Annotated in this window: 20 protein-coding genes and 2 pseudogenes; 13 read left to right on the top strand and 9 right to left on the bottom strand. The window is 70.2% G+C overall.

Annotated elements, in window-relative coordinates:
* Nucleotides 1-55: 55 nt before the first annotated feature.
* Nucleotides 56-1081 (bottom strand): LacI family DNA-binding transcriptional regulator, encoded by a 1026-nt coding sequence (locus ACZ56V_RS11740; RefSeq protein WP_468941358.1) that lies wholly within the window; start codon nucleotides 1079-1081, stop codon nucleotides 56-58.
* A gap of 455 nt (nucleotides 1082-1536) precedes the next feature.
* Here ACZ56V_RS11740 and ACZ56V_RS11735 point away from each other — a divergent pair, with 455 nt between their 5' ends.
* The 4 genes from ACZ56V_RS11735 to ACZ56V_RS11720 all read left to right on the top strand — a co-directional run bounded on the left by ACZ56V_RS11735 (nucleotide 1537) and on the right by ACZ56V_RS11720 (nucleotide 7150).
* Nucleotides 1537-2847, top strand: coding sequence for an extracellular solute-binding protein (locus ACZ56V_RS11735; protein ID WP_468941355.1), 1311 nt, complete (start codon nucleotides 1537-1539; stop codon nucleotides 2845-2847).
* Nucleotides 2844-3746: a carbohydrate ABC transporter permease gene (locus ACZ56V_RS11730; protein ID WP_398915335.1), complete on the top strand. Its 903-nt coding sequence runs from the start codon at nucleotides 2844-2846 to the stop codon at nucleotides 3744-3746. The genes ACZ56V_RS11735 and ACZ56V_RS11730 overlap by 4 nt, the downstream gene beginning before the upstream one ends.
* 1 nt (nucleotide 3747) lies before the next feature.
* Complete coding sequence (locus ACZ56V_RS11725) at nucleotides 3748-4644, top strand: carbohydrate ABC transporter permease (RefSeq protein WP_468941351.1); 897 nt, start codon at nucleotides 3748-3750, stop codon at nucleotides 4642-4644.
* 124 nt (nucleotides 4645-4768) lie between these two features.
* The gene (locus tag ACZ56V_RS11720; protein ID WP_468941348.1) at nucleotides 4769-7150 is read left to right on the top strand and encodes a beta-xylosidase/alpha-l-arabinosidase; all 2382 of its coding nucleotides are present in this window, start codon (nucleotides 4769-4771) and stop codon (nucleotides 7148-7150) included.
* Between the two features lie 100 nt (nucleotides 7151-7250).
* On the opposite strand, the gene ACZ56V_RS11715 is transcribed toward ACZ56V_RS11720, so the two are convergent.
* Complete coding sequence (locus ACZ56V_RS11715) at nucleotides 7251-8438, bottom strand: fumarylacetoacetate hydrolase family protein (RefSeq protein ID WP_468941345.1); 1188 nt, start codon at nucleotides 8436-8438, stop codon at nucleotides 7251-7253.
* A gap of 48 nt (nucleotides 8439-8486) precedes the next feature.
* Nucleotides 8487-10223, bottom strand: a complete 1737-nt coding sequence (locus ACZ56V_RS11710) for an IlvD/Edd family dehydratase (RefSeq protein WP_468941342.1) — start codon at nucleotides 10221-10223, stop codon at nucleotides 8487-8489.
* Between the two features lie 104 nt (nucleotides 10224-10327).
* Here ACZ56V_RS11710 and ACZ56V_RS11705 point away from each other — a divergent pair.
* A pseudogene (locus ACZ56V_RS11705) lies at nucleotides 10328-11082 on the top strand (FadR/GntR family transcriptional regulator).
* A gap of 198 nt (nucleotides 11083-11280) precedes the next feature.
* On the opposite strand, the gene ACZ56V_RS11700 reads toward ACZ56V_RS11705, so the two are convergent.
* The gene (locus tag ACZ56V_RS11700) at nucleotides 11281-12969 is read right to left on the bottom strand and encodes a purine-cytosine permease family protein (RefSeq protein ID WP_467379381.1); all 1689 of its coding nucleotides are present in this window, start codon (nucleotides 12967-12969) and stop codon (nucleotides 11281-11283) included.
* 216 nt (nucleotides 12970-13185) lie between these two features.
* On the opposite strand from ACZ56V_RS11700, the gene ACZ56V_RS11695 reads away from it, so the two are divergent.
* Nucleotides 13186-14217 carry an LLM class flavin-dependent oxidoreductase gene (locus ACZ56V_RS11695; protein ID WP_398915323.1) on the top strand — a complete coding sequence of 344 codons (1032 nt, stop codon included), beginning with the start codon at nucleotides 13186-13188 and terminating at the stop codon, nucleotides 14215-14217.
* Between the two features lie 57 nt (nucleotides 14218-14274).
* On the opposite strand, the pseudogene ACZ56V_RS11690 reads toward ACZ56V_RS11695, so the two are convergent.
* The 3 genes and pseudogenes from ACZ56V_RS11690 to asnB all read right to left on the bottom strand — a co-directional run.
* Nucleotides 14275-14700: pseudogene (locus ACZ56V_RS11690) on the bottom strand (arginase family protein); the annotation flags it as partial.
* A gap of 11 nt (nucleotides 14701-14711) precedes the next feature.
* Nucleotides 14712-15257 carry an EF-hand domain-containing protein gene (locus ACZ56V_RS11685; protein ID WP_467379379.1) on the bottom strand — a complete coding sequence of 182 codons (546 nt, stop codon included), beginning with the start codon at nucleotides 15255-15257 and terminating at the stop codon, nucleotides 14712-14714.
* 188 nt (nucleotides 15258-15445) lie between these two features.
* Nucleotides 15446-17287, bottom strand: coding sequence for an asparagine synthase (glutamine-hydrolyzing) (gene asnB, locus ACZ56V_RS11680; protein ID WP_468941338.1), 1842 nt, complete (start codon nucleotides 17285-17287; stop codon nucleotides 15446-15448).
* 379 nt (nucleotides 17288-17666) lie between these two features.
* On the opposite strand from asnB, the gene ACZ56V_RS11675 reads away from it, so the two are divergent.
* Nucleotides 17667-18623: an ankyrin repeat domain-containing protein gene (locus ACZ56V_RS11675; protein WP_468941336.1), complete on the top strand. Its 957-nt coding sequence runs from the start codon at nucleotides 17667-17669 to the stop codon at nucleotides 18621-18623.
* Here ACZ56V_RS11675 and ACZ56V_RS11670 read toward each other — a convergent pair.
* Nucleotides 18617-18808 (bottom strand): hypothetical protein, encoded by a 192-nt coding sequence (locus ACZ56V_RS11670; RefSeq protein WP_356361861.1) that lies wholly within the window; start codon nucleotides 18806-18808, stop codon nucleotides 18617-18619. The genes ACZ56V_RS11675 and ACZ56V_RS11670 overlap by 7 nt on opposite strands.
* Before the next feature lie 290 nt (nucleotides 18809-19098).
* Between ACZ56V_RS11670 and ACZ56V_RS11665 the strand changes: the two genes are divergently transcribed.
* Nucleotides 19099-19344 (top strand): hypothetical protein, encoded by a 246-nt coding sequence (locus ACZ56V_RS11665; protein WP_468941333.1) that lies wholly within the window; start codon nucleotides 19099-19101, stop codon nucleotides 19342-19344.
* Nucleotides 19345-19408: 64 nt separating this feature from the next.
* On the opposite strand, the gene ACZ56V_RS11660 is transcribed toward ACZ56V_RS11665, so the two are convergent.
* Entirely contained in the window at nucleotides 19409-19873 is a 465-nt protein-coding gene (locus tag ACZ56V_RS11660) for a MarR family winged helix-turn-helix transcriptional regulator (RefSeq protein ID WP_468941330.1), read from the bottom strand.
* 186 nt (nucleotides 19874-20059) lie between these two features.
* Here ACZ56V_RS11660 and ACZ56V_RS11655 point away from each other — a divergent pair, with 186 nt between their 5' ends.
* The 5 genes from ACZ56V_RS11655 (at nucleotide 20060) to ACZ56V_RS11635 (ending at nucleotide 25991) form a co-directional block, all read left to right on the top strand.
* Complete coding sequence (locus ACZ56V_RS11655; RefSeq protein ID WP_468941327.1) at nucleotides 20060-20971, top strand: SDR family oxidoreductase; 912 nt, start codon at nucleotides 20060-20062, stop codon at nucleotides 20969-20971.
* Nucleotides 20972-20987: 16 nt separating this feature from the next.
* Nucleotides 20988-21860: an amidohydrolase family protein gene (locus ACZ56V_RS11650; RefSeq protein ID WP_398915514.1), complete on the top strand. Its 873-nt coding sequence runs from the start codon at nucleotides 20988-20990 to the stop codon at nucleotides 21858-21860.
* A gap of 11 nt (nucleotides 21861-21871) precedes the next feature.
* Complete coding sequence (locus tag ACZ56V_RS11645; protein ID WP_468941325.1) at nucleotides 21872-23440, top strand: acyl-CoA synthetase; 1569 nt, start codon at nucleotides 21872-21874, stop codon at nucleotides 23438-23440.
* The gene (locus tag ACZ56V_RS11640; RefSeq protein WP_398915308.1) at nucleotides 23437-23895 is read left to right on the top strand and encodes a MaoC family dehydratase; all 459 of its coding nucleotides are present in this window, start codon (nucleotides 23437-23439) and stop codon (nucleotides 23893-23895) included. The genes ACZ56V_RS11645 and ACZ56V_RS11640 overlap by 4 nt, the downstream gene beginning before the upstream one ends.
* 572 nt (nucleotides 23896-24467) lie before the next feature.
* A complete protein-coding gene (locus ACZ56V_RS11635; RefSeq protein WP_398915512.1) occupies nucleotides 24468-25991 on the top strand; it encodes a glycoside hydrolase family 43 protein in 1524 nt (507 codons plus the stop codon).
* Nucleotides 25992-26065 lie beyond the last annotated feature (74 nt).

Genomic DNA, 26065 nt, shown 5'->3' with positions numbered 1-26065 from the left:
ATGGCCGGGAGGTACGCCCGAGCGCCCGGCGCCGCGCCCGTCTCACCGCAGACGGTCACCTTCGTCCCGGCTCTTCGGACGGCGGCGCCGTCGAGGCGCGTACCACGAGTTCGGTGGCGAGCTCGATGTGGTGGGACTCGACCTTGTCGCCGTTGGCGAGTCGGAGCGCGGTGCGCAGGGCGGCACCACCCATCTCCCGCAGGGGCTGACGCACCGTGGTGAGGGGCGGTGAGGACATCTGGGCGAGGCTCGTGTCGTCGAAGCCGACCACGCTCAGGTCTTCCGGGACGCGCAGGCCTCGGCCCCGGGCGGTCTCGATGACCCCGACGGCGATCTCGTCGTTGCCTGCGAAGATCGCGGTCGGTGGCTCCGGCAGGTCCAGCAGTGCCGCGGCTCCGAGCAGTCCCGTCTCGTACGTGAATTCTCCCGGCTGGACGTAAGCCTCCGGTACCTGGGTCCCTCCCGCCTCGATGGCGGCGCGATAGCCGTGCATGCGTGCCTGGTTGCACACGGCCATGGACGGTCCGCCGAGGTAGGCGACGCGGCGGTGGCCCAGGGAGAGCAGGTGCTGCGTCGCGGCCAGACCACCGGCGAAGTTGGTGGCCCCGACGCTGTTCACCCGGCTGTCCGGCAGGTGCAAGGGGTCCAGGACGACCAGCGGCAGCCCGGACCGGGCCAGTTCGTTCAGGTGCGCCGTGGTGTACACGCTGGTGACCGCGATGACGGCACGGCGCCCGGCGGAGACCAGGTCCCGGGCCCAGTGCGGGGCACTGGACGCCTTGCTGACCACCACGGAAGCCCCCAGTTCGGAGGCGGAGTCGATGATCCCTTCCAGGGTCTCGGCGACGTACGGTTTCAGGCCGCCCTTGAACTGCACCTCGATGGTCGGGCTTTCGACGGCCTCGGTGTGGCGGAACACGGGGGCGAGGTAGTCGTGGTGGTGCAGCAACTCCTGCACCCGGGTGCGGGTCTGCGGCGCCACGTCACCGCGACCGTTCACCACTTTGGACACGGTCGCGACGGAGACCCCGGCCGCTTGGGCGATGTCCGCCAAAGTGGTGCGTCTCGCGTTCGGTCGCATCGGTTCCCTCCCGTGTTCGTCCACCGGTGTGGTGAGTCGCCGGTCGGACCGGCAACACGGGTGGAACCGGTCAACAGTACGGCACCCCCGCCACGAGCCCGTCCGGAAGGTGCCGACAAGCCCCGCGGTCCCGACCGGTCCGGAAGCAGCACCGCGCGCTCCTTCGGCACGATCTGACCGGCACCGACGGCGCTCAGGCAGAGATCACCGCCTCAACTGCCTACCCCCGGCCAAGTGCTTTCGAAACACTTTCGAAGCACGTGAAGCACTCACCGGCACCCGCAACGTCCTGTAACTGCGGGGACTGAAGCCAGTTTTGGAAGCGCGTGCACGTCCCTTGACAGGCCATCAGCCCGAAACCTAATTTGCACGAACAGAGTTCGGAGACGGATGTTTCGAAAACCTTTCACCATGACCCACGAGAAGCCGACGGCTCTCGAGTGCGGAGAAAAGACATGGCGCTCTCCCGACGTACCCTCCTCGGCCTGGCCGCCGCCGTACCGGCCTCAGCGGCACTGGCGGCCTGCGGCTCGTCCGGCCCCGGCAAGAGCGATGGTGGGGCCACCTACTGGTACCTGAACGGCCAGCCGCAGGAAGGCGTCCGAGCCGGAGCGGTGGACGCGTTCAACAAGGCCCATCCCGACAACCGGATCGACGACACGACGTTCCAGAACGACGCGTACAAAACGAAGATCAAGACCGCCATCGGTGCCGGACAGGCGCCCACCATCATCTGGGGCTGGGGCGGCGGGACACTGCGCACCTACGCGGAAGCGGGCCAGGTCGAGGACCTCACCCCGTGGTTCGACGAGCACCCCGACGTCAAGAAGGGCCTGTTCCCCTCCTCGTTCGGCGCGGCGACCGTCGACGGCAAGATCTACGCGATCCCGTGCGAGACCGTGCAGCCGATCATCCTCTACTACAACAAGAAGGTCTTCGACCAAGTCGGCGTAGAGCCGCCGGAGTCCTGGGACGACCTCATGGCGCTGGTGCCCAGGTTCAACGCGAAGGGCATAGCACCGCTCTCCCTCGGTGGCCAGTCCCGGTGGACGAACATGATGTGGCTGGAGTTCCTGTTCGACCGCGTCGGCGGTCCCGAGGTGTTCCAGGCGGTCATCGAGGGCGAGAAGAACGCCTGGTCGAACCCGGCCGCCATCACCGCGCTGACCAAGGTGCAGGAGCTGGTCAAGGCCGACGGGTTCATCAAGGGCTTCTCCTCCATCACAGCGGACTCCAACGCCGACCAGGCGCTGCTGTACACCGGCAAGGCCGCGATGATGCTGCACGGTGCGTGGTCGTACGGCATCCAGCAGGCCGACGGCGGAGACTTCGTCTCCAGCGGCCAACTGGGCTACATGAACTTCCCTCCCGTCGACGGCGGAAAGGGTGATCCGAGCAACGCGGTCGGCAATCCGGCCCAGTACCTGTCCATATCCTCGAAGGCCACCGACCAGGAGAAGAAGATCGCCAAGGACTTCTTCGCGACCGGTGTCCTCCAGGACGCCGAGGTGAAGGCCTGGATCGACAACGGGTCGGTTCCGGTCCGGCTGGGCACGGAAAAGCTGCTGGCCGCCTCCAAGAGCGCCGACTTCCTCCAGGTCAACTACGGCATCGCCAGCAAGGCCAAGACGTTTGTGCAGTCCTGGGACCAGGCGCTCAGTCCGACGGCCGCCGAGACCCTCCTGGACAACATCGTCAAGTTGTTCCAGCTCTCCCTCTCCCCGGAGCAGTTCGCCGGCAACCTCAACGCGGTCATCGGCACATGAGCACAGCCACCGGTCACCGACCGCACCGCCGACCGCGCAGCATCCTGCCCTGGCTGGCGGCACCGGCGCTGGTGGTCTTCGTCGGCTTCGCCGTGATTCCGCTCGTCGGTGTCTTCGCGCTGAGCTTCACCACCTGGGACGGGATCGGCACCATCCACCAGTCGGGGCTGACCAGCTGGCGTGCGGTGCTCACCGACCCCGGGCTGCCGCACGCCCTCTGGGTGACCTTCATGGTGATGGCGGTGTCATGGGCCGTTCAGACGCCGCTGAGCATTCTGCTCGGCACGTTCCTGGCGGGCCGCCAGCGCTACCGTGCGGTGCTCGGCGTGGTGTACTTCGTCCCTCTGATGCTCAGCTCGGCGGCCATCGCCATCGCGTACAAGGCCCTGCTGGACCCCAACTTCGGGCTCGGGGCCGGGCTGAAGCTCCAACTGCTCAGCCAGGACTGGCTGGGACGGCCCGGTCTCGCCTTCGGCGTCGTCGTCTTCGTCGTCTCCTGGCAGTTCGTCCCGTTCCACTCCCTCATCTACCAGGGTGGTGTCCAGCAGATTCCGAAATCCCTCTACGAAGCGGCCCAGTTGGACGGAGCCGGACGGATCCGGCAGTTCTTCAGCATCACGCTCCCCCAGCTGAGATACACCATCATCACCTCGTCCACGCTGATGGTGGTCGGGTCACTGACCTTCTTCGACCTCATCTTCGTCCTGACCGAGGGCGGCCCCGGAGACGCCACCCGGGTGCTGGCCCTGGACATGTACAAGCGGGGATTCCAGGCCAGCCTGATGGGACCGGCCAGCGTCATCGCGGTCATCCTGGTCCTGGTGGGTCTGGTCCTCGCCCTGCTGCTGCGGCGGCTCGGGGGCCGCGACGCCGGCGCGAGCCAACTCGAGGGAGCCTGAGGTGACCACCACGCTGTCCGAGGCACGACGCCCCCGCAAAGCCGCCCCACGCGAGCGGCAGCACCGCTCCGTCCGGACGGCACGCCGACGCAACTGGGCCGGCGCACTGGCCGGATGGCTGTGGCTCGTCATCGTGGCCGTGCCCCTGTACTGGACCCTCATCACCAGCCTCAAGGCACAGAGCCGCTACTACGCGAGCAACCCGCTGGTGCCTTCGGGCGACCCGACACTGGACAACTACCGGCTGGTCATCGAGTCCGACTTCCTCCGCTACTTCCTGAACAGCGTCGTGGTCACCGCGGGCGCCGTGGTGCCGGCGGTCGTGTTCTCCTTCATGGCGGCCTACGCGATCGTCCGGGGCTGGCGCATGCGCGTGCTGCGCGCGATGAACGGGCTGTTCCTCATGGGCCTGGCCATCCCACTGCAGGCGACGGTGATCCCGGTCTATCTGGTCATCATCAAACTGCAGCTCTACGACACCCTGCTGGCGCTGATCCTCCCGTCGATCGCCTTCGCCATCCCGCTGTCGGTGCTGGTGCTCGCCAACTTCATCCGCGACGTGCCCAAGGAACTGTTCGACTCGATGCGGGTCGACGGCGCCACCGAATGGACGACGCTGTGGCGGCTGGCGGCACCACTCACCCGGCCGGCCATCCTCACCGTGACCATCTTCAACGCCCTGACCATCTGGAACGGATTCCTGCTGCCGCTGGTGCTCACCCAGAGCCCGGAGCGCCGGACCCTGCCGCTCGCGCTGTGGACCTTCCAGGGCCAGTACGGGGTCAACGTCCCCGCAGTCCTGGCCGCCGTCGTCCTGACCACACTGCCCGTCCTGATCCTGTACGCGTTCGGCCGCCGCCAACTGCTGAGCGGTCTGACCGCCGGATTCAGCCGTTGACCGACGCCGCCGCGGGTACGGACGGTGCCGGAACCCGGACGCGGCCGTCCCGCCTCGAGTCCTGCTCGTCTACTTGTTCGCCCGTCGCGCCCAGGTCGAGGGTCCGCGGGCCGTGGGAGGGAAAGTGAACGCCAAGGTGGCCGCAGACAACACCGCCGGAGTCTCCCGCTGGAACGACACCACCGTTTCCGTCACCGCGAGAGTCGACGCGCTGATCGACGCGATGACCCTTCAGGAGAAGACCGCCCAGCTGTACGGAGTCTGGGTCGGCGCCTCCGACCAGGGCGGTGAAGTGGCCCCCCACCAGCACGACATGGAGGAGCCCGTCGCTCTCGACGCACTCCTGCCCACCGGACTGGGCCAGCTGACCCGGCCCTTCGGCACGGTCCCGGTGGACCCCGCCCTGGGTGCGCTCTCCCTGGCCCGCACCCAGACCCGGATCGCCGCCACGAACCGGTTCGGCATCCCCGCCCTCGCGCACGACGAGTGCCTGGCCGGCTTCGCCGCCTGGGGTGCGACGGCCTATCCCGTCCCGCTGTCCTGGGGCGCCACCTTCGACCCCGACACGGTGCGGCGCATGGCCTGCGCCATCGGGCGGGACATGCGTGCCGTCGGCGTTCACCAGGGACTCGCGCCCGTCCTGGACGTCGTGCGCGACGCCCGCTGGGGCCGGGTCGAGGAGACCATCGGCGAGGACCCGTACCTCGTCGGCACCATCGGAACGGCGTACGTGCAGGGTCTTGAGTCGGCCGGTGTCGTCGCCACCCTCAAGCACTTCGCCGGCTACTCGGCCTCGCGCGCCGGGCGCAACCTCGCCCCCTCGTCCATGGGCCCGCGGGAGCGCGCCGACGTCCTACTGCTCCCCTTCGAGATGGCGATCCGTGAGGGCGGCGCGCGGTCGGTGATGAACGCCTACACCGACACCGACGGCGTCCCCTCCGCGGCCGACGAGGAGCTGCTCACCGGGCTGCTGCGCGACACCTGGGGCTTCGACGGAACCGTCGTCGCCGATTACTTCGCCATCGCCTTCCTCAAGACCCTGCACGGCGTCGCAGCCGACTGGGCCGACGCCGCCGGCCTGGCGCTGCGGGCGGGCATCGACGTCGAACTGCCCAACGTCAAGACATTCGGCGCGCCCCTGGCCGAGGCAGTCGCCGACGGCCGTGTCCCGGAGGCGTTGGTCGATCGGGCCCTTCGCCGGATACTCACCCAGAAGGCGAGGCTCGGTCTGCTCGATCCGGACTGGAATCCCTTGCCGGCCGCGCTCGAAGGGGCAGACCTCGACGATCCGGCCGCCCTGCGCGGCCGGATCGACCTGGACGGTCCGGAGAACCGCGCGCTGGCCCGCACGATCGCCGAGGAAGCTGTCGTGCTGTTGAGCAACGACGGCACGCTGCCCCTCGAAAGGCCACGCCGCATCGCCCTGCTCGGCCCCAACGCCGACGAGGCCGTCGCTGTCCTGGGCTGCTACTCCTTCCCCCAGCACATCGGCGTCCGTCACCCCGGAACCCCGCACGGCATCGAGTTGCCCACGCTGCGCGACGCCCTCGCCGCCGAGTTCCCCGACGCGGAGATCACGGTCGTCCGGGGCACCGGCATCGACGACGGCGACCTCACCGGTCTGCGTGAGGCCGCCAGGGCGGCTCGCGAGGCCGACATCGCCCTGGTGGTGCTCGGCGACCGCGCCGGGCTCTTCGGACGGGGTACCAGCGGTGAAGGATGCGACGTCGAGACGCTGGCGCTGCCGGGGGCACAGCAGCAACTGCTCGACGCCCTCCTGGACATGGAGACGCCCTTGGTCACCGTGCTGCTCGCGGGACGACCGTACTCCCTCGGCCGTGCGGTGCAGGAGTCTGCGGCGATCGTGCAGTCCTTCTTTCCCGGTGAGGAGGGCACGCACGCGATCGCCGGTGTGCTCAGCGGCCGCGTCAACCCGTCCGGACGGCTCCCGGTCAGCGTGCCGCGGGGGCCGGGCTCCCAGCCGGCCACCTACCTCGGGGCGAGGCTCGCCCACGCCGGCGAGGTGTCCAACGTCGACCCGACACCGGCGTTCCCCTTCGGTCACGGCCTGTCCTATACGCGGTTCGACTGGACAGATCTGGCCGTGGACGTCCGGGAGGCGCCGACGGACGGCGAGTTCACCCTCGCTCTCACCGTCCGCAACACCGGTGGGCGGTCCGGAACCGAGGTCGTCCAGCTCTATCTGCACGACCCGGTCGCCTCCGTCGTCCAGCCCGTGCAGCGTCTCGTCGGCTATGCCCGGGTCGACCTGGAGCCGGGTGAGGCCCGGCGCCTGCGTGCCGTGGTTCCGGCCGATCTCGCGTCGTTCACCGGACGCGACGGACGGCGAGTGGTCGAACCGGGCGAGCTGGAGCTCAGGTTGGCCGCCTCCAGCGCGGATCCACGCCTGATCGCCAGGGTGACGCTGACCGGAGCCGAACGCCACCTGGACCACACGAGGCGCCTGCGCTCCGTGATCGAGCAGCAGCCGGTTGCCCGGGCATGAGCCGAGCGAGCCGGGACGTCCCGCCGGTCGGTCGCCTCGCCGGGGCCGCGGGGCGGGGCAGCGGCGGGCCGCCGACCGGGGGCCTGGTGCTCTCGGTGTCTCACAGGACGCCGCGCCGGGCCAGGTTGCGTGTCAGCGCCCGTACGCCGAACGTCCAGGGCGCGGCCTGCTCGCTCGGGACGACGGTGTTGACCAGAGCGCCGAGTCGCGGACTGGAGATGCGCACGACGTCGCCGTACTCGTGGGTGAAGCCGGCGCCGGGTGCCTTTCGGTCCTCCGTGGGGGCGAACAGCGTTCCGGTGAACAGCACGAACCCGTCCGGGTACTGGTGGTGCGGCCCGTGCGTGGCGGCCACCAGCTCCATCACGTCGCGGCTGATCCCCCGCATCGTGCTGTTGCCGTGCAGTACGTACCCGTCCGTGCCGTCGACCCGCAGGCCGACGTCGAGCCCGCGTACGGTGTCGAGGTCGAAGTCCTCGTCGAACAGGCGGATGAACGGGCCGATCGCGCACGAGGCGTTGTTGTCCTTCGCACGGGCCAGCAGCAGGGCGCTGCGTCCCTCGACGTCACGGAGGTTGACGTCGTTGCCGAGCGTCGCGCCGCGTACCCGGCCGCGCGAGTCCACGACGAGGACGACCTCGGGCTCGGGATTGTTCCACACGGAGGCGCCGAGCACCCCGATGTCGGCGCCGACACCGACCGCGGACAGTACCGGCGCCTTGGTGAACACCTCCGGGTCCGGCCCGATGCCGACCTCCAGGTACTGCGACCACAGTCCCTCGACGACCAGCAGTTCTCTGACCCTGTCCGCCTCGGGCGATCCCGGACGGATGCCGTCGAGCGCGCCGCCCACCGCCTGCACCACGCGGGCCCGCACGCGGGCGGCCTGCGCCGGGTCCCCGCCGGCGCGCTCCTCGATGACGCGTTCCAGCAGGCTCCCGGCGAAGGTGACGCCGGCAGCCTTGATCACTTGCAGGTCGACGGGGGCGAGGAGATGGGCGACGTCACGGCGGCCGACGGGTGCTTCGAGCAGTTCGTCCAGGCGCCAGACGTGTCCCGCGTCGGCCTCGCGGACGACTGCCGCCGCGTCGTCCCGTTCCATGAGGTCGGCCACGGTGGGAACGACGGCCGTCAGGTCGACGACCCGCTCGCCTCGCACCGCGGCCACACACGGCCCGTCGTACTCCGGGGCGTGGACGCGTGCGACGAGGGTCGCGCGGTCGGCGTCCTCCGGCAGGACGGAGCCGGTGGTGAGGACTGGACGAGGGCGCGCTGCTCCGGGTTCCACGATCGCTGCTCTCCTGGGTTCGAGGGGTGCGGTGGTCCGGGTCCGGACTCAGTGGGAGTCGCGGGGGACCTCGTGTCCGCGGGTTCCGCGCAGGAACCCGAAGTCGGCTCCGCGGTCGGCCTGTTCCACGTGCTGCGTGTACAGCCAGGTGTAGCCGCTGTCGTGCCGCTCGGCGGGGGTCCGCCACGTCTGCCGGCGCCGGGCGAGCTCGGCGTCGTCCACGTCCAGGCGCAGGGTGCGGTTCGGGACGTCGAGGACGACGGGATCCCCGTCGCGCACCAGGGCGAGGGGCCCTCCGACGGCTGCCTCGGGCGCCACGTGCAGGACCACCGTCCCGTACCCGGTGCCGCTCATCCGGCCGTCGCAGACGCGCACCATGTCGGTGACGCCGGCCTTGAGCAGCTTGGCGGGAAGCGGGACGTTGGAGACCTCGGGCATGCCGGGGTAGCCCTTGGGGCCCGCGTTGCGGATGACGATGACGGTGTTCTCGTCGATGTCGAGGTCCGGGTCGTCGGCCACCTCGTGGTAGGCCTCCGGGGAGTCGAAGACACGCGCGGGGCCGCGGTGGGTGAGCAGGTGCGGTGACGCGGCGGACTGCTTGATCACGGCCCCGTCGGGACACAGGTTGCCGCGCAGGACAGCGATTCCGGTGCCGGCCGGCTGGAAGGGGGCGTCGAGACGGGTGATGATGTCGGAGTCGACGCGTTCGGCGTGCTCGGTGTTCTCGGCGACGGTGCGTCCGGTGACGGTGATCTGCCCGCCGTGCAGCAGCCCGCCGCCGAGCAGCTCGGCCAGGACGGCCGGGAGGCCACCCGCGTAGCAGAAGTCCTCCATGAGGTACCTCCCGCTGGGCATCAGGTTGACCAGCGTCGGCACCGCGCGGGCCAGGTCGTCGAAGTCCGACAGGCTCAACTCGACGCCGACACGGCCGGCAAGGGCGGTGAGGTGGATGACGGCGTTCGTGGAGCCGCCGATGGCCGCGTTGACCCGGACGGCGTTCTCGAACGCCTCCCGGGTCAGGATCCGCGAGGGGCGCAGTTCCTCTTCCACCATCGCCACGATGCGCTGCCCGGCCGCCTGCGCGGTCTCCATCCGGCGGGAGTCGACCGCGGGCCAGGCCGCCGAGCCCGGCAGCTGCATGCCGAGCGCCTCGGCCACGCAGGCCATCGTCGAGGCGGTCCCCATCGTCATGCAGTGCCCGTTGGAGCGGGCCATGCAGCCTTCGGCGAAGAAGCACTCCTCCTCGGTCATCCGGCCGGTCTTCAGGTCTTCCTCGAACTTCCACACGTGGGTGCCGGAACCCACGTCCTGGCCCCGGTACTTGCCGTTGAGCATCGGCCCGCCGGTGACCATGACGGAGGGCAGGTCGACACTGGCGGCGCCCATGAGCATGGCCGGGGTCGTCTTGTCACAGCCGGACAGCAGCACGACCCCGTCGAGCGGGTTGGCCCGGATCAGCTCCTCGACCTCCATGGCCATCAGGTTGCGGTACAGCATGGCGGTGGGGCGCATCAGGGTCTCGCCGGTGGCCATGGTGGGGAACTGCAGGGGCAGGCCGCCCGCCTGCCACACACCGCGCTTGACGGCTTCGGCGACGCGGGTCAGATGGGCGTTGCACGGGGCGAGTTCGGAGGCGCTGGTCGCGATGCCGATGACGGGACGCCCGTCGAACACCTCATGCCCGAAGCCCTGGTTGCGCATCCAGGAGCGGTACACCATCCCGCTGCGGCCCCGGGCGCCGAACCACGCCTGGCTGCGGCGACTCGTCTGCTGACCGTCCGTCATGTAGGCACTCCCGTGGCTCTGGCGTCGTCCGCTCGGCGATGGGGCGTGGTCGGGCGGGGCCCGCAGGCCGTACCCTGTCACACAATCATTGAATGATTCGATGAATGGCGTCCAGAGGGAAGCGGAGATCGTGCAGAATTTCCTGACCACGCACCAGCGCGTGGTCCACGAACTCGGACGGCGCATCGTGGCGGGGGTGTGGGAGCCGGGGGCTCCGTTGCCGGTCGAGGACGCCCTCGCGGCCGAGATCGGCGTCAGCCGAGGGGTGTTGCGGGAGGCGGTGAAGTCACTGGTCGCCAAGGGCATGCTGCACGTACGGCCCCGTACCGGCACGCGTGTGCTGCCTCCGGAGCACTGGAACCACCTGGACCGTGACGTACTGCGATGGAAACAGGCCGGGGACGCCACCGCTCTGCTGCGCGACACGGGTGAACTGCGCCGGATCGTCGAACCGGAGGCGGCCCGGCTCGCCGCCGGCCGGGCAGGCCCCGACGACGTACGGGTCCTCCACGATTCCCTGGCGGCCATGGAGGCCGCGGCGGCGGCTCCCGGCCGCAGCGGGTACGTCGAGGCCGACATCGCCTTCCACCGGGCCCTGCTCGACGCGGGCCGCAACCGTCTCCTCGGCTCACTGGGCCGCGCTGTCGAGATCGCGCTGGAACACAGTTTTCTCATCAGCACGCAGACCCCCGGCGCGGTGGAAGCCTCATTGCCGGGTCACCGCGCCGTCGTGCGGGCCATCGAGGCCCGTGACCCCGTGGCCGCGGCGAATGCCGTGCTGGCCCTGATCGAAGCCGCCGAACAGGAAATCGCTCAGTCACCCGGAATGCCGAGCGCCACCCCGGGCGATGCCGTCTGACCCGTCACCACGGCTACCTGCAGGTGCCACGGGCAGGGCCGCCCGCTTCACGACCGAGATGACCGAGGCCGAGGCGTTGAAGGTTCGACTCGACGAGCTGCGCCGGGCGAAGATCCGGCTCGCTGAGCAAGCCCGTGCGGTTCGCCCACCCCGAAGCCGACCCCGGCGCCTGATCACCCGCCGCCGCCTCTGCACCGTTCAGACGGCCGTCGGCTGCGCCGGCAGCACGTGGTCTCCGACCTTGTCCGTGCTCAGGCAGAGTGAGCAGACCACGGCGTCGTGCGTCTGGCACGCGGCCAGGTCGGGGCGCTCGTAGGACTGGTGGCAGACGTGACAGTCGTACGTCGTCGCGCTCGGGTTGCCGTCGGCGTCGAGCAGTGGCTCGTCGATGCCGTCGCCGGCGCGGCGCAGGTAGTACTTGCCCTTGGTGACGACGGCCGTCAGCGGGGTGAGGACGAAGGCGATGACGGCCGCGGCGACCGGTGAGTACGGCTGGAGCGTGTCACCGAGGGCGTGGAAGTACATGGCGATCGACAGGCAGGAGGCCGCGACGAAGGACACGACACCCACCGGGTTGACGGCGTAGAGCATGCCGCGGCGGAACTCGGGCTGGAGCGGGGAGAGCTTCAGCAGGTACTTGTTGACGCCGATGTCGGTGGCCACGGTGACGACCCACGCGATCGCGCAGTTGGAGTAGAAGCCGAGGACGCCGTTGAGGAAGCTGAACATGTCGGCCTCCATCAACGCCAGTGCGAAACCCAGGTTGACCAGGACGAACACCATGCGGCCGGGGTAGCGCCCGGTGACGCGGGTGAAGGAGTTGGTCCAAGCCAGCGACCCGGAGTAGGCGTTCGTCACGTTGATCTTGATCTGGCTGATCACCACGAGGGCGACGGCCAGCGGAAGCACGAGCCAGGACGGCATCATCGCGTCGAAGGCGCTGCGGAACTGCTGGATGGGCTCGGGCGCGGCCTCCGGACCGACCTCGCCGAGGATGTAGACGGCGAGGAAGACGCCGATGGCCTGCTTCAGCGCGCCGAGCACCACCCAACCCGGACCGGCCATGACCACCGCGGTCCACCACGTGCGCTTGTTGGCTTCGGTCTTGGGCGGCATGAAGCGCAAGTAGTCGATCTGCTCGCCGATCTGCGCGATGAGCGACAGGCACACGCCCGCGCCGAGAAGTACCGAGGCGGTGTTGACGTCGCCGGTGGAGTCCGTGCCGGCGTAGGAGAGGAAGCGGTCGACCGTGCCGGGGTCGGTGGTGACGAGGTAGACCAGCGGGGCGACCATCAGCACCAGCCAGACCGGCGTCGTCCACACCTGGAGCTTGCTGAGTGCCTTCATGCCGTAGACCACCAGTGGGATCACCATCAGCGTGGAGACCAGGTACCCCAGCCACAGCGGAAGACCGAGGCCCAGCTTCAGTCCCTGCGCCATGATCGAGCCTTCGAGGGCGAAGAAGATGAAGGTGAAGCTGGCGAAGATGACGCTGGTCAGTACCGAACCGTAGTAGCCGAAGCCGGAACCGCGGGTGATCAGGTCCAGGTCGATGTTGTACCGGGCGCCGTAGTACGCCAGCGGGAAGCCGGTGACGAAGATGACGGCTGCGGCAACGGCGATCGCCACGAGCGCGTTGCCGGTGCCGTGGGCGAGACCGATGCCGGCGCCGATGGAGAAGTCAGCCATGTAGGCGATGCCACCTAGCGCCGTCGTGGCCACGACCATGGGGGTCCAACGGCGGTAACTGCGCGGCGCGAAGCGGAGGGTGTAGTCCTCGAGCGTCTCCTTGGTCGCCTGGCTGGTGATCAGAACGGGATCTGCGGCCGTCCGGGGTGCCTGGGTGAGGTGGCCGGTGTCCGGCTGCGTATACGGCTTCGAATCCATGAGCGGTCACGGTAGGAACCACTTGTTTCCCGGGGAGCCCACCTGTGGTGAACGGCTCGTTTCAGCACCGCCGGGAAGCAGCGCTCCGGTGTTGCGTTCTCGTGAACAGCAGGGCGTTGTACGTCCCGCAGGGACAGCCCTCCGGTGGTGAGGGGGCATGATCCCTCTGTTGGAAGGTGACAGGTCCGTGTGGGCGCCGGTGGGTGGGAGTGGCAGATGAGCGGCAGGCGGCTGAAGAGGCTGGGGTTTCTCACGATCGGACTGTTCGACGAGGCGGAACCGGGCCGCGGGCACGAGGACACGCTGCGCATGCTGGAGTTGGGGGAGCGACTCGGCTTCGACAGCGCGTGGGTGCGTCACCGTCACCTCCAGTACGGGATCACCTCACCGGTGGCGGTGCTCGCGGCCGCCACCCAGCGCACCAGCCGCATCGAACTGGGCACCGCGGTCACGCCGTTGGGGTGGGAGAACCCGCTGCGCCTCGCCGAGGACTGGGCGACCGTGGACATCCTGTCCGGCGGCCGCTTCAACCCGGGTGTGAGCACCGGACCGCCGATGCACTACGAGCGGGTGAAGAGCGCGCTGTATCCGGACACGGCCGAAACCGAGGATCTCGGCTACACGCGGGTGCGGCGCCTGCTCAGCCACGTCGCGGGTGAGCCGGTCACGGACTTCCACGGCACGGAGGGCATCGAGAGCTACTCCGACCGGGTACAGCCCCACTCCCCCGGCCTGCGGCGACGCATGTGGTACGGAGGCGGCAGCCTGCGCTCGGCCCGCTGGGCCGGAGAGAACGCGTTGAACCTACTCACCAGCAGTGTGGTGAAGGCCGAGACGCCCGACGAAGGCGCCGCCCCCGAGGACTTCGCCGCGATCCAGCTCTCCCACATCCGAGCCTTCCGCGCGGCGCATCCCGACGGGGAGGCCGCGCGGGTCTCCCAGGGGCTCGTGGTGGTTCCCACCGACTCCGCCGACGCCGCACAACGCGCCAAGTACCAGGAGTACGCCGCGCAGCGCCTCCCCCGCACCCGGCACCCGCAGGGGCCCGCCCGTCTGCTGTTCGCCCCGGACCTGGTGGGCCCCTCCGAGTGGATCGCGGAGCGGCTGCGGGCCCATGCGGCGTACCGGGAGGTGGAGGAGGTGGCCTTCGCCCTGCCGTTCACCTTCGCGCCGGAGGACTACGTGCAGATCCTGACCGACATGGCCGGTCGGCTCGGTCCCGCGCTGGGCTGGCGGCCGGCCGGCTGACGGCCACGGCGGCATGCGGGCGGCGGAGCGGTTCCCGGCGTGTCCCGACCGCGCGTCTCAGCCGGTGGTGAAGGCGGCCACCACCAGGTCGGTCAGGAGGACGCCCGCGCTGCCGTGGGGGTCCAGGTCGGGGTCGTAGACGGTGACGTTGAGCCCGGCACAGCGCGGGGACCGGACGAGCGGGCGCAGCAGGGCGGTGAGTTCGCCCGGCAGCAGGCCGTCGGGGTCCGGGCTGTCGACCGCGGGCATCACCGAGGGGTCGAGGACGTCGGCGTCCAGGTGGACCCAGAAGCCGTCGAGGGCCGCCGCCCCCAGGTTCTCGGCGGTCGCCGCGCCGAGGTCGGCGGGGTCGGAGCCGCGCAGGTCGGAGACGGTGGTGACGGGGACCTTCAGCCCGCGCAGTTCGGCGACGTCCCCGTCGTCCACGAACGCGTCCCGGGTGCCGAAGATCCGGACGTCCTCGTCCCGGAGGTAGGGCCGCAGCTGCCGGGGCCTCAGGCGGCCGGGGCGACGGGGCCGCACATCACGTTGCCGTGCTCGGCCGGGTCCTCACTGATCCAGAACTGTGTCCACAGCAGCGCGAACTCCGCACGGCTGAGGTACCCGTCGCCGTCCTGGTCGAGGCGGTCGAACACGTCCTCCGTCGCCATGCCGCGACCGTGCCATGTGTCGACGAGCCGCTGGTGTTCGCCACGGGAGATACGGCCGTCACCGTTCTCGTCCACCGCGTCGAAGATCGTGTCGGCCGTGGCCGTGACGGCTTCCGGCATGGTCGGCAGCCGCTCGACCACGGTCATCAGCTCGTCCAGGCTGACCCGGCCGGGCCGACTCGCGTCCGCGGCGGCCGACAGCTGCTGCCACCATCCCATCATCACGCCGCGTACCCGTGCGGACAGCTCCGGGCTCGCGGCCACCCGCGGCAGCCGGCTCCACCGCGCGGTGAGCGCCTCGAAGTCCTCTTCCTCCAGGAAGCCGTTGTCGTCCGTGTCGAACACGTCGAACATCGCCTGGACCTTCGTCCTGCGGAACCCACTGGCCACCACAAGCCCCCTCGGCTCACCGTTGTACCTACAGGCTGTCCAGTTCCACCCGTCTGCCAACGGCGCCGAGGGGCACTCCGCGCCCGACACGCGACAACACGCCCCAGACGGATGCTTCGAGCGCCGGTTTGCCGGCCGTCGCTCCTCCGGAAGCCCTGTCCGCAGGCCCTCGCCCTGGGCCGAGTCGTTCAGCTGAGGTCGAGTTCCGGCTGGTAGAGGTCCAGCCACAGGGCGAGGTCGAGGGCCCGCTCCAGACCACGCCGGTCCGCCTGGCCGCTCATCGGCGCCTCCCGTTCGGCCGCCCGCCGCAGACGGTCGGGGTCGACGAGGTCGAAGACGGGGTGGCCGGTGCGGGTGAGCAGGTCCTTGGCCTGGTCCTGGAGAGCCGCCGCGTACTTGGGGTCCTGGGTGGAGGGATAGGGGCTCTTGACCCGGTCGTACACGGACTTCGGCAGCACGTCCGCGGTCGCCTCGCGCAGCAGGGTCTTCTCCCGGCCGTCGAAGGACTTCAGCGCCCAGGGGGTGTTGTACACGTACTCGACGAGCCGGTGGTCGCAGAAGGGGACTCGGACCTCCAGGCCGACGGCCATGCTGGCGCGATCCTTGCGGTCCAGCAGGATGCGCACGAAGCGCGTCAGGTGCAGATGGCAGATCCGCCGCATCCGGTACTCGAAGTCGCTCTCGCCGTCCAGGCGCCGGACCCCGCCCACGGCGTCGCGGTAGCCGTCGGCCACGTATGCGGGCAGGTCCAGTTTCGCCGCCAGGTCGGGGCGCAGCACGTCCGTGTCCTCCCCCATGTGGCGGCTCATCGACACCAGCCAGGGGAAGGTGTCGGCGCGGCGTGCCTCCTCGTCGAAGAACTGCAGGTAACCGCCGAAGACCTCGTCGGCGGACTCGCCGGACAGGGCCACGGTGGAGTGGTCGCGGATCGCCCGGAAGAGCAGGTACAGAGAGGCGTCCATGTCGCCGAGGCCGGCCGGCAGGTCCCGGGCGCGGACGACCTTGGCTCGGATCTCGGGGTCGGCGAGGGCCTGGGCGTCCAGCACGATGTCCTGGTGGTCGGTGCCCGAGGCGCGGGCGACGTCGTGGACGAAGGGGGTGTCGGGGGTGCCTCGGAGTTCGTCGGCGACGAAGTTCTCGGTCTGCCCCGCGAAGTCCACGGCGAAGCTGCGTACCTTCTCGCCGTGTTCACCCAGTTGCCGGGCGGCGAGCGCGGTCATCGCGGAGGAGTCCAGTCCGCCGGAGAGCAGGGTGCAGCGGGGCACGTCGGCGACGAGCTGGCGGCGCACGATGTCGTCGAGGAGAGAGCGGACGTGCGCGACGGTGGCGTCCCTGCCGTCGGTGTGCGGGCGGGTCTCCACCTCCCAGTAGCGGCGCTGGTGCACGCCCGAGCGGTCGACCGTGACGACGGTGCCGGGCTCGACCTCGCGGATGCCGTCCCAGACGGCGTGACCGGGCGTCTTGATCATGGTGAAGAGTTCCCGCAGCCCGTCGAGCCGGACCCGGCGGCGGACCAGCGGGTTGGCGAGGATCGCCTTGGGCTCGGAGCCGAACAGCACGCCGTCCGCGGTCGGGTGGTAGTAGAACGGCTTGATGCCCATGCGGTCGCGGACCATGACGAGCTTGTTCTCGCGGCCGTCCCAGAGGGCGAAGGCGTACATGCCGTTGAGGCGCTCGGGGAGGGCGTCACCCCATTCGAGGTAGCCGCGCAACACAACCTCTGTGTCGGAGTCGGTGGCGAAACAGTGCCCGCGGTCCGCGAGTTCACGGCGGAGTTCGGTGAAGTTGTAGGTCTCCCCCGAGTAGACGAGCGCGACCGTGCCGTGCGGGGTCTCGGCGCTCATCGGCTGCCGGCCGCCGGGCAGGTCGATGATGGCGAGCCTGCGGTGGCCGAGCGCGGCGGGGCCTTGCGCCCAGACGCCGCGGTCGTCCGGTCCGCGGCAGGCCATCGTCTCGGTCATCGCATCCAACGCCGCCGTCTCGGTGCCGAGATCGCGGTCGAAGGAGACCCAGCCGGTGATGCCGCACATGTGCTACCTCCCGCATCCGGCTCGCCGGACGACCCTGAACGACCAGTCGTTTTTGCGACTGCGAGCGGATCGACGGCAAACCATTTGTAGTTGCCATCTACATTCCGAGCGTGCGTCACGGGAGCAGGCGGGGTCAACGCGGTCGTAACGCAGAGGACACAAGACATCTCTTGTTTTCGGCCATCCTTTGCGTTCGCGATACCTTCTGCCGCCCTCAGGCCGGGCATCCGCCGCGCGGAATCGGCCACGCGCAAAGTCTTCGCCAACCGCTGCTCGACGGCACCCCGGGACCGGGCGGCCCGAGTGCGGCGACCGGTCCCGGTGTCAGACCCGTGTGCGAGCGTGGGACACGACAGGCAAGCGACGTGCTGGGGGACGGATGACACCGGGCAGTGACGGCTGGGCGGGCATGAGCTGGAAGTGGGCGGATGTTGACGACGTGCGTCGGCGTCTGGACGAAGGCGCTGATCCGGAGCGATGGAGCGGGGGCCGTCCGCTCCATCACGCGGCGGTGTTCGGCTCCCCGCAGGTCGTCGGGGAGTTGGTCGGCCGAGTCGCGGATGTGGACGCGCTGGAGAACGGGGTGACGGCACTGTGGGAGGCCGTGGTGGCCGGGAAGCCCCACAACGCCCGGGTCCTCGCCACTGCCGGGGCCGATCCCTGGCGGCCGTTGATCGGCGGCTGGTCACCGGGACGCCTGAGCCTCGCCGGACCCACGCCGGACCTGTTCCCGGTACCGGAAGGGACAGGGCTGACCGACACGGAGCGCGCGGCGGCACAGGAGAGCCGACGGCTCATCACGGCGCTGGGCACGTTCCACTACGACGGCACGGGACTGGCCTGCGTGGCCGGCATCGACGCGGCCGAGGCGGTGCGCCGTCTGCGGGCCGCGCCGGTCGAGGACGAAGCCGCCGACGAAGTGCTCAAGGAGCCGCACGGGTACGACATGGACCAGATCCTGCAGATCGTCGGCGTCACCACCGTGCCGGGCGGCTGCGTCGTGACCCAGCCCTGGGGGTACGCGCCGCAGATGCCGGGCGTATTGACCCTGCTGTCCGCCGACACGGTCTGCTACGGGCTGTACGCCAATCCCAAGAGCGGCAACCAGGGCAGCATCGCGCGTCACGGGGCCGTCGAGAGCTGGGACCTGCATCCCGGCGGCGGACCGAACGAGAACGACACCGCCGAGGAGGTCCTGGCCTCATACCTCTACCACTACCACCCCGTGGCGTACTCCTGCGCCTTCGCCGGACTGTCCCCGACCGACAGCCGTGCCGTGGTCGGACCCCCTGACGTGTGGGTGGAACTGCCGCGCCGCGACTACTGGAGTCACTGACCCCGCCGGTTGTCACGCTCCTCGAAGTCCCGGCGCACCGCGCCACCCTGGTCCTCCGTCAGCCCTGCGTCGTCCGGGAGTTCCAGAACGGAACCACAGCGCTCGCACAGTGGTCCGTCTCCGGCGGGCGTGCCGCATGCCTTGCAGAAGCGGTTGTGGCCGTGGTCCTCGGGTGTCTTCGTCATCGTCTCTTCCGCTCGTCGGGGCAGTACGGCGGGCGGGTTCCCGCAACGTCCTCACCCATGCCCAGGCCCTGTCCCGACATCACGGGGGTCCCGCGCCGGAGGAAATCGCCTCAGCCGGTCGGCACGCCCCGAAGGGCCTCCTCATCCGGCGATCGGTACGGCGTGGCCGGTGGAGAGCAGGCCACTGCCCGGCGGCGGTCTCTACTGGGGGCACCGGGGACTTCCTGGGGTACGAGACACGTACCTCCCCGGCCGAGGGACCGAAAAGGCCCACCAGCATCCGGCCGAGCGTGGTCTTGCCGCTGCTCCTCTCGCCGCCGATCTACGACCGCCTGGGTCCTCTGGCCGAACTGCGGTTCCGGCAGATCCTCGGCACGGTCTCACCCGAACTGACCGAACTGGCCTCCCATCACGACTCGGCGGCCGTAGCCGACCTGTACGCCTCGTTGGGCGACGGCAGGGCGCACGGGGACACGCCGATCGAAACGGCGACGGCGGCACGGCGGCTGGACGAGGTGGCACGCTCGAAGTCGTGACCCCGGCGACCGGGCTCCGGGTCCGGCCTCCCCTCACCCACCACGCCGTCACCCGTGGCGCGGGTCAGGACAGCGCGCGGTGTGCGCTCATCAGGGCGTCACGGAAGCGCTCGACGTCGGCGGAACCGAGGTCCGCCACCATCCGCTGCTCCAGCAGCCGGGCCGGTTCGGCATGGTCGGCGAGCAGCCGCCGTCCGGCGTCCGCGAGCAGGATCACCTTCTCCCGCCGGTTGCCCGGGTTCGGCTCCCGGCGCACCAGCCCCCGGCTCTCCAGCGCGCGCACCATGTCCGCCATCGACTGCGCCGTCACGAACGAGGCGCGGGCCAACTGGGCGGCGGAGATGCCGTCGTGGCGCTCCAGCACGGTCAGCGCCGTGTACTGCAACGCGGTGACGCCTGCGGGCTTGAGCAACTCCTCCAGGCGGGCGCGGACCACGAGTTCGGTCCGCTTGATCAGGTAGAGCAGCGACGGCCCCGCTTCGGCCGCGGATCCGGCGCCCCCTGCGGACCGCTCCGGCGCTCGCGTCATTCCGTGCCTCCGCTGACTGCCGATCCGTGTCTCACAGTGCACCACCCTAGACCATTGACAGGATTCCTGTTGAAAGAGAACACTGAACCCAACCAACAGGATTCCTGTCGATCAATCCTGGGGTGACGGCCCGGTCGGCCTCACCGCCCCTCAGGAACCTCACCGCCATCAGGAAGAGGCACAGTCATGGATCTGCAGGGCAAGGTCGCCGTCGTCACCGGAAGCGGGCGCGGGCTGGGACTCGCCTACGCCCGCGCCCTGGCCACCGCGGGCGCCGCCGTCGTGGTCAACGACATCGAGGCCGGCGCGGTCGACGAGGCGGTCGGCGCCATCACCGCGGCAGGCGGCAGGGCCACCGGCGTCGTGGCCGCCGTGGGCGACAGCGAGGCCGCCGAACGGCTCACCGAGGCGGCGGTGCGCGAGTTCGGCCGCCTGGACGTCCTCGTCACCAACGCCGGCATCCTCCGCGACCGGGTGCTGTGGAAGATGACCGACGACGACTTCGACTCCGTGGTCAAGGTCCACCTGCGCGGCACCTTCACCTGCGCCCGGGCCGCGGCGGTGCGGATGCGCGAACAGGGCGAGGGCGGACGGCTGATCCTGATCTCCTCCCCCGCGGGCCAGCGCGGCAACTTCGGCCAGACCAACTACGCCGCCGCCAAGGCCGGCATCGTCGCCATGGCCCGCACCTGGGCACTGGAGCTGGCCCGCGCGGGCATCACCGTCAACGCGGTCGTCCCCGTGGCCGCCACCGAGATGACGAAGACCATCCCGGCCTTCGCCCCGGTCATCGAGGAGGCCGAACGCACCGGCGCACCACTGCCGGGCTGGCTGCGCAAGGACGAGGGACTCGGCACCGTCGAGGACGTGGCGGGTCTGATCACCTTCCTCGCCTCGGACACCGCCAAGGACGTCACCGGACAGGCCATCGGCATCGGCGGCGACCGACTGGCCCTGTGGGCCCACCCGAAGGAGGCGGCGGTCGCCTTCGCCGACGGCGGCTGGAGCGCCGACGCGATCCGCGAGCGCTGGCACGACGGCGTCGGCGCCGAGCCCGAGACGTTCGGCATCCCGGCCCCCAAGGCATCGGGGGCCTGACATGAGCGATCCGGTCATCGACGTCGACGCCCTCACCGCGATCGACGTCCACACCCACGCGGAGATCTCCCGAACCGGTCACGGCGCGCTCAGTCCGGAGCTCTTCGGGGCCTCCGAGGAGTACTTCAAGGCGCACGGCCACCGGCAGCCGACCATCGACGAGATGGCCGCGTACTACCGCGAACGACGCATGGCCGCCGTGGTGTTCACCGTGGACGCCGAGCACGCCACCGGCCATCCGCGCATCGCCAACGAGGAGATCGCCGAGAGCTGCGCCGCCCACGCCGACGTGCTCGTCCCGTTCGCCAGTGTCGACCCGCACAAGGGCCGTGCGGGCGTACGGGAGGCACGCCGCCTGGTCGAGGAGCACGGGGTTCGCGGCTTCAAGTTCCACCCGAGCATCCAGGCGTTCTCACCGGACGACCGGATGGCGTACCCGCTGTACGAGGCGATCGAGCAACTCGGCGTGCCCGCGCTGTTCCACACCGGGCAGACGGGGATCGGCGCCGGGGTGCCCGGGGGCGGCGGCATCCGGCTGAAGTACTCCAACCCCATGCTCGTCGACGACGTGGCCGTGGACTTCCCCGAACTGCGGATCATCCTGGCGCACCCGTCCTTCCCGTGGCAGGACGAGGCCCTGGCCGTCGCCACGCACAAGCCCTACGTGTACATCGACCTCTCGGGCTGGTCACCGAAGTACTTCCCTCCGCAGCTGGTGCGGTACGCCAACACGCTGCTCAAGGACAAGGTGCTCTTCGGCTCCGACTACCCGGTCATCACCCCGGACCGCTGGCTCGCCGACTTCGAGAAGCTGGACATCAAGCCCGAGGTCCGGCCCAGGATCCTCAAGGACAATGCCGCCCGCCTGCTCGGCCTGCGCAAGGACTGAGGGAGGACGCCGTGTTGAACCAAGGCATCGGCTCCTGGCCCGCCCGCCGGGCACGCAAGACGCCGGGGCGCACGGCCCTGGTCCACCGGGACGCCGAGATCACCTACCGCCGACTGCACGAACGGGTCCTGCGTCTGGCGCACGGGCTGCGCGCCCTTGGCGTCGCCCGCGGCGACCGCGTCGCCTACCTGGGTCCCAACCACCCGGCTTTCCTGGAGACCCTGTTCGCCGCCGGCGTCCTTGGCGCCGTGTTCGTGCCGCTCAACACCCGTCTCGCGGCGCCCGAGTTGATGTACAACCTCGATGACTCCGGCAGTACGGTGCTGGTGCACGGCGCCGAGCAGGCGGAGACGGCGGCCCCAGTGGCCGCGAACGGCGGAGTCCGGCACCGCGTCACCCTCGGCACGCCGGACGGCGAGGACCTCGGCTACGAGGATCTGCTCGCGGCCGGTGACACCGGTCCGCTGGACGAGCCGGTCGCCCCGGACGATCCCTGCGTCATCATGTACACCTCCGGGACGACGGGTCGCCCCAAGGGCGCGGTGCTCTCGCACGCCAACATCACCTGGAACAGCGTCAACGTCCTCGTCGACACCGACCTGACCGGCGACGAGGTCACTCTGGTCGTCGCCCCCCTGTTCCACACCGCCGGGCTCAACATGACCTGTCTGCCCACCCTGCTCAAGGGAGGACGGGTCGTGCTGCTGGAAGCCTTCGACCCAGGGACCGTGCTGGACGTCGTCGAACGCCGGCGGGTGACGTACATGTTCGGGGTCCCCACGATGTACGACGCGATGGCCGCCCATCCGCGCTGGGAGACGGCCGACCTGTCCAGCCTGCGCTCCGTGAGCTGCGGCGGCGCGCCGGTCCCGGCACGCACCATCGAGCGGTACCTCACCCGCGGCCTGGCCTTCAGCCAGGGGTACGGCATGACCGAGGCCTCCCCGGGCGTGCTCTTCCTCGACCGGGAACAGACCTCGGCGAAGGCGGGTTCGGCGGGCGTCCCGCACTTCTTCACCGACACCCGGGTCGTCCTCGCCGACGGCAGTCCCGCGGGCCCCGGGCAACCGGGCGAGGTCCTCGTCCAGGGGCCCAACGTGATGTCCGGCTACTGGGGCCGCCCCGAGGACACCGCGGCGGCCTTCACCGGCGACGGATGGCTGCGAACGGGCGACGTCGCCCGCACGGACGCAGAGGGCTACGCCTACATCGTCGACCGGGTCAAGGACATGTTCGTCTCCGGCGGGGAGAACGTGTACCCGGCCGAAGTGGAGGACGCACTCCTCAGTCACCCGGCGGTGCGCGAGTGCGCGGTGGTCGGCGTGCCGGACGCGGTCTGGGGCGAGGTCGGCCACGCCGTCGTCGTCCTGGAGGCCGGCCGTCGCGCCGACTGCCCTCACCTTCTCGCGCACCTGCGGGACCGGCTGGCCAAGTACAAGATCCCGAAGACCGTCGCCTTCGCCGAGGACCTGCCCCGCACGGCCTCCGGAAAGATCATCAAACCGGCCGTGCGCCAGGCCCACCCGGCCCCCTCCCCCGAAGCCGCGACCCCGACCCCATGGAAAGGCAGTGCCCCGTGACCACCACCGCCCAGGGCCTCGAAGGCCTCGTCTCCCTCGCCGGCCGCGACCTCGGTCGTACCGACTGGCTGGAGATCACGCAGGAGCGCGTCAACACCTTCGCCGACGCCACCGACGACCACCAGTGGATCCACACCGACCCGGACCGGTCCCAGCACGGTCCCTTCGGAGGCCCCATCGCGCACGGCTACCTCACCCTGTCCCTGATCATCCCGATGTTCGGCGACCTGTTGGAGATCTCCGGCATATCCATGAGCGTCAACTACGGCCTCGAGAAGGTGCGCTTCCCGAGCCCCGTGCCGGTCGGAGCGAAGATCCGCCTGCATGGTGCGGTCGGCTCGGTCGACGAGGTCAAGGGCAACGGGGTGCAGATGGCGCTGACCTTCACCGTGGAGGTCGAGGGCAGCGAAAAGCCCGCTTGCGTGGCTCAGGCTGTGTACCGCCACTACGCCTGATCAGCAGCACGCCTCCCGGAGTGCCAAGCCGCTTGCCCGCTGCGGCCGTCGGAAGTTCTCGGGCGTGATGCCCGAGGACGCGAGCCGGGCTCCGCCGCGGGCCAGGGTCGTCCAGGCTCGGAACACGCAGACGAGGAGGAGGCCGAGCAGGCTGCATGCTGCCGCAGCCGAGCCAGTACTCGCCGCAGATGAGCGCCATCTCGTGGCCAAGCCCGCAGGGCAGGCTCATTCCGAACCGGTGCCACGGCCTCCGCGTCAGCGCTTGCACCCCGTCCATCGGGTTCAGCCCGGCTGCTGGCATGCGGACGCGATTCTGCCCCTCGCCCGCCGGGGATTGAGGCACGTCGTTGAGGGTCAGGACCTCCGGGCCGCCAACAAGTCGAGCTGGACCGCCCTGCGCGCGTTGTCACGGAGCGCGTCGTCGTATTGCTGCCGGTCTCTGAACGACGATCTCGCCCCAGTTCACACGCCCCGCCCACAGCAGACGCCTGATGAGACTCGCATCCGGACGTTGCGGCTGCTCGTTAGACTCTCGGAACCCGGCGGCTCGAAGGGAAGACGCTTCCGTGCACATGTATGACAATCCGGTGATCAGCGGTTTCCATCCGGATCCGAGCGTGTGCCGGGTCGGTGACGACTACTACCTGGTCTGCTCCAGCTTCGAGTACTTTCCCGGGCTGCCGCTCTTCCACAGCAAGGACCTCGTGCACTGGGAGCAGATCGGCAACGTGCTCGACCGGCCCGGGCAACTGCCGCTGCCCCTCCCCGGTGCCAAGGCGTCCGGAGGTCTCTACGCCCCGACCATCCGTCACCACGACGGCCGCTACTGGGTCATCAACACCAACATCGACGGTGGCGGCAACTTCGTCGTCTCGGCCGAGCGGCCCGAAGGGCCCTGGACCGACCCCGTGTGGATCGACCTGAGCGGAATCGATCCCGACCTGGCATGGGAGGAGGACGGCACCTGTTGGTGCGCCTTCTCCGGCCCCGAAGGGGGCATCAACATGGCCAGGATCGACCCAGCGAGGGGCGAGGTGCTGGAGAAGCCCTTCGCCACATGGTCGGGCAGCGGCCTCAAGTATCCCGAGGCGCCGCACCTCTACCGCATCCGCGACTGGTGGTACCTGCTGATCGCGGAAGGCGGCACGGAGCGCGGTCACAGCGTGTCCGTGGCCCGCAGCCGCTCCCCGCGCGGCCCCTGGGAAGGGGCGCCCGCCAACCCCCTGCTGTCCCACAGCGGCACCGCCCGCCCCATCCAGAACACGGGCCACGCCGACCTGGTCGAGGCTCCCGACGGCAGCTGGTGGATGGTGCTGCTCGGTGTCCGCCCCCGCGGCTTCACGCCCGACGTGCACGTGCTCGGCCGCGAGACGTTCCTGACCCCGGTGGAGTGGGACCGGGACGGATGGCCCGCCGTCGCGCCCGTTCCAGTGAGCCATCCGGCCCCAGGTGGTGCCTGGCACCCCCTTCCGGCCCCGCCCTCCCGTGACGACTTCGACGGACCCGCTCTGGCACCGCACTGGATTTCACCGTTCGCCCGCCAGGAAGACTCCTGGTCGCTCACCGAGCGACCCGGCTGGCTGCTCCTCAGCGCCACCGGCTCAACCGTCGACCGCCCCGGGTACACCTTTGTCGGGCGACGCCAGCAGCACCACGACTGCCGCGTCACCGCCCTGATCGACCCGGACACAGGACGCGGTGGTCTCTGCGTGCGCCTGGACGAGGCCCACCACTACGAGGTGGAGGCCGGGGACGGGGAAGTCCGTGTCGTCGCCCGGATCGGGCCGCTGCGCCAGACCGTGGCCCGCCGGCCGGTCCCGGCCGGGCCGCTGCGCCTCACCGTGACGATCCGGACGTCGGGCCTCGTTCCCGCCTCTCCCGAACTCACCGACGGCGGGACCACGGGGCCCGACACCATCGCCTTCGGGCTCGACGATCCGGACGCCCCGGACACCCGGCCGCTCGCCGAACTGGACGGACGCTACTTGTCCACCGAGGTCGCCTGCGGCTTCACCGGACGTGTGATCGGTATGTACGCCACCGAGGGAACGGTCGCCTTCGACTGGTTCGAGTACGCCCCGGCACCGTCCCTGTGACGACCATGCACGGCCTACGGTCTGTTCCGACGCCGGCGGACCGACCCGCCACCGCCCCCGGATACCGTCCCGAC

Source organism: Streptomyces sp. NPDC034099, assembly GCF_055575415.1.
Note: the sequence above shows the minus strand (reverse complement) of the source record. Positions and strands in the feature narration are given on the sequence as shown.